The organism is Streptomyces longispororuber (assembly GCF_014656095.1).
Taxonomy (GTDB): Bacteria; Actinomycetota; Actinomycetes; order Streptomycetales; family Streptomycetaceae; genus Streptomyces; species Streptomyces longispororuber.
The window spans coordinates 1-2895 of the sequence record NZ_BNBT01000304.1; the positions used below are offsets into that span (position 1 = coordinate 1).

Consider the following 2895-nt stretch of genomic DNA (forward strand, 5'->3'; position numbering starts at 1 on the left):
GGGGCCGTCGCCGTCGCCGCGCGCAGGCGGGCGAGGGCCCGGGCCGCCTTCCGCGGGCCCCTCATGTCCGGCAGAGCGGCGGGCAGCTCGGCGGGCGGGGTGCGGTGCAGGCGCGCCAGGAGGGCGGCGGCCGCCTCCCAGGGCGCGGCGTCCGGGTCGTCCCGGTCGACAGGAGCACCGTACGGCCAGAGCGTGACCAGGCGGTCGTACAGGCGGGCGGCGTGCGCCGCGAGGGGGGCCAGAAGGGTGTCGGCGAGGGCCGGATGGGCCGCGGCGGCCAGGCGGGCGGCGAGGTGGCGCTCGTCGGTGCCGGGGGCGTGGGCCTTGGCGACGACGTCGCCGTGGCGCACGACCAGGGCGTCAGGACGGTCGGCCAGGACGGTGGCGGGCTGGGTGCCGGTGCCGGACGCCGGGGCGTGGAGCTCGGCGTGCGTGGTCAGGGCGGCGAGGAGGGTCACGGGGTCCTGGGGGCGGGGGCCATGGTCACGGAGGCCTTGGGGGAAGGCTCGGGTTCGTCGTGAGCGTACGGGGTGGGGCTCGCGGGGCGTCCCGCCGCCTCCGGCAGCGCGCTCCGCGCGCGGGCGGTCCTTCTCCCCGCCAGGAGCCGCGCACCCGGGTTCCGCTTCCGCGCCAGGATCCGCGCCCCCGGGGCCTTAGGCGTTTCGAGAGCCCGCGCCTCGTGCCCGTACGCCGGTACGCCGGAGGGGCTGGGGATGCCGCCGTGGCCCTGGACGCGGACCCGGCGGCTGGGGGGAACGAGGCAGCAGGGGGAGGCCGGGGGAACAAGACAGCCCGCGTAGCTCCCCAGCTACGCGGGCTGTGTGCCGTCCGCCGCACCCCCGTCCCCACGGGGTTTCATGGCCGGATGTCCCCGCCCGGACCGCTCTTCCGGGCCCGGGGCGCCGCTCAGCGCCCCAGCATCACGCCCACGGACGACGCCTGTGTGACCACTGCCTCCCAGCCGCCGAAGGCGACCGTCAGCAGGGCGGCCAGGGGGAGGACCATGAGCGTCGCCACCAAGGGGTGGCGGGTGCCTGACGGCCGGACGCCCAGGGTGGAGAGCTTGCGTCCGTGCGTGCGGATCATCGTCCGCGGCGCGGTGTCCGCCATGGTCTCCCTCCCTTCCTGACCTTCTCTTGTTGATCCGTCCGGAACCGTTGTTCCGTCGGAGGTTCGTGTGTTTCGTGCGGTTCGTATGGTGCGTTCGGTACCTGTGCCGCGTGTGGTGCGAAGGGCAGCGGCGGGTGTCTGACCTCGGGGGACGAGTGCTGCACCCGCCGCTTGACCTCAAATCTAGGCGCCGGGGGGCATGCCGCACGTCATGCCCTCGTACCGCTTGCCGGGCCTCCCGGAGGATGACCGCTCGTCACACAAGTACTCCCGTGGGTGGAGACGGGGACCTAGGTCCTGACTAGGTCTCGGGGTCTTCCCCGAGGGGACGTCCGGTTCGTTCCGAGGTGTCCTCTCTGGGGACGGGCTGCTCCACCAGGGCCAGGACGCGGGTGGCCATGAACCGCGCGGTGCGCACCACGGAGCCGCTGCGGGTGACTTCGCTCACTTCCACCACTCCCCTGCGCACGGCGGTCTCCACACGGCGGCCTGCCCGGCTCGCCACCACTTCGTACGTCCGCGTCGTGTCCCCGGCGTCCACGACGATCTCCACGCGATCACCCTTCACGGGATCAATCCCCCTTCGATGGCGGGTGGTTGGGGGTGCGGGTGGCGGCCATGAGCCCTGGGCGCGCGCCACCTGACCACTTTTCAAGTTTCGCACCGGGCACTGACAATCGATCGGCTCGTGAGGGCGCGGCCTCTGCACGGCCCGGGCCGTGGAAACGTAAGCTGTGGCTCGTCAGACGGACCGGGCAGCGGGGATGAACATGGCGATGATGCGCCTGAGGCGCGAGGACCCGCGTGTCGTCGGCTCGTTCAGGCTGCACAGGCGGCTGGGCGCCGGCGGGATGGGTGTCGTCTATCTGGGCTCCGACCGTCGCGGGCAGCGGGTGGCGCTGAAGGTGATCCGGCCGGACCTGGCCGAGGACCAGGAGTTCCGCTCGCGCTTCGCCCGGGAGGTCTCGGCGGCCCGGCGGATCCGGGGCGGGTGCACCGCCCGCCTTGTGGCCGCCGACCTGGAGGCCGAGCGCCCCTGGTTCGCCACCCAGTACGTGCCCGGCCCCTCCCTGCACGACAAGGTCGCCGCGGAGGGCCCGCTGTCCGCCGCGGAGGTCGCCGTCATCGGCGCCGCGCTTTCGGAGGGGCTCGTCGCCGTGCACGAGGCCGGTGTGGTGCACCGGGACCTCAAGCCCTCGAACATCCTGCTGTCCCCGAAGGGGCCGCGGATCATCGACTTCGGCATCGCCTGGGCGACCGGCGCCTCGACGCTGACGCACGTGGGCACGGCCGTCGGGTCGCCCGGTTTCCTCGCGCCCGAGCAGGTGCGCGGGGCCGCCGTCACGCCCGCCACGGACGTGTTCGCGCTCGGCGCCACCCTCGCGTACGCCTGCATGGCGGACTCGCCCTTCGGGCACGGAAGTTCCGAGGTCATGCTGTACCGGGTCGTCCACGAGGAGGCCCAGTTGCGCGGCGTGCCCGACGCGCTGGCGCCACTGCTGCGGGCCTGTCTCGCGAAGGACCCGGAGGAACGTCCCAGCACGCTGCAGTTGTCGCTGCGGCTGAAGGAGATCGCGGCCCGCGAGGCGCAGGGGCTCTCCGAGGTGCGGCCGCCCGCGCCGCGCCAGGAGCAGCACGAGCGCCCGACGGGCCGGCTCACCGAGGAGTACGCCGAGCAGCGCACCCAGCGCCGGCCCGCGCCGGGCACCCCCCTGCCGCGCACCGGCCCGTCGAGGACCGGCGCGCGGGACGCCGGGCCCCGTACGGGCGGCACCAGGGCCGGGG

General features: G+C 74.5%; 3 protein-coding genes and 1 pseudogene. 1 reads left to right on the forward strand and 3 read right to left on the reverse strand.

What is annotated here, in order from left to right:
- The 3 genes and pseudogenes from IE330_RS38255 to IE330_RS38265 form a co-directional block, all read right to left on the reverse strand.
- A pseudogene (locus tag IE330_RS38255) lies at window positions 1-458 on the reverse strand (aminoglycoside phosphotransferase family protein); the annotation flags it as partial.
- Window positions 459-906: 448 nt separating this feature from the next.
- Window positions 907-1110: a hypothetical protein gene (locus IE330_RS38260; RefSeq protein WP_190140785.1), complete on the reverse strand. Its 204-nt coding sequence runs from the start codon at window positions 1108-1110 to the stop codon at window positions 907-909.
- Window positions 1111-1411: 301 nt separating this feature from the next.
- Window positions 1412-1678: a DUF8836 family protein gene (locus IE330_RS38265; RefSeq protein ID WP_190140786.1), complete on the reverse strand. Its 267-nt coding sequence runs from the start codon at window positions 1676-1678 to the stop codon at window positions 1412-1414.
- Between the two features lie 196 nt (window positions 1679-1874).
- On the opposite strand from IE330_RS38265, the gene IE330_RS38270 reads away from it, so the two are divergent.
- Window positions 1875-2895 (forward strand): serine/threonine-protein kinase (locus IE330_RS38270; protein WP_190140787.1); only part of this gene is annotated, 1021 nt, incomplete at its 3' end.

Bases quoted from the DNA above. Each gene is read 5' to 3' on its own strand.
- IE330_RS38260 (WP_190140785.1), bottom strand. From the start codon at position 1,110: ATGGCGGACACCGCGCCGCGGACGATGATCCGCACGCACGGACGCAAG.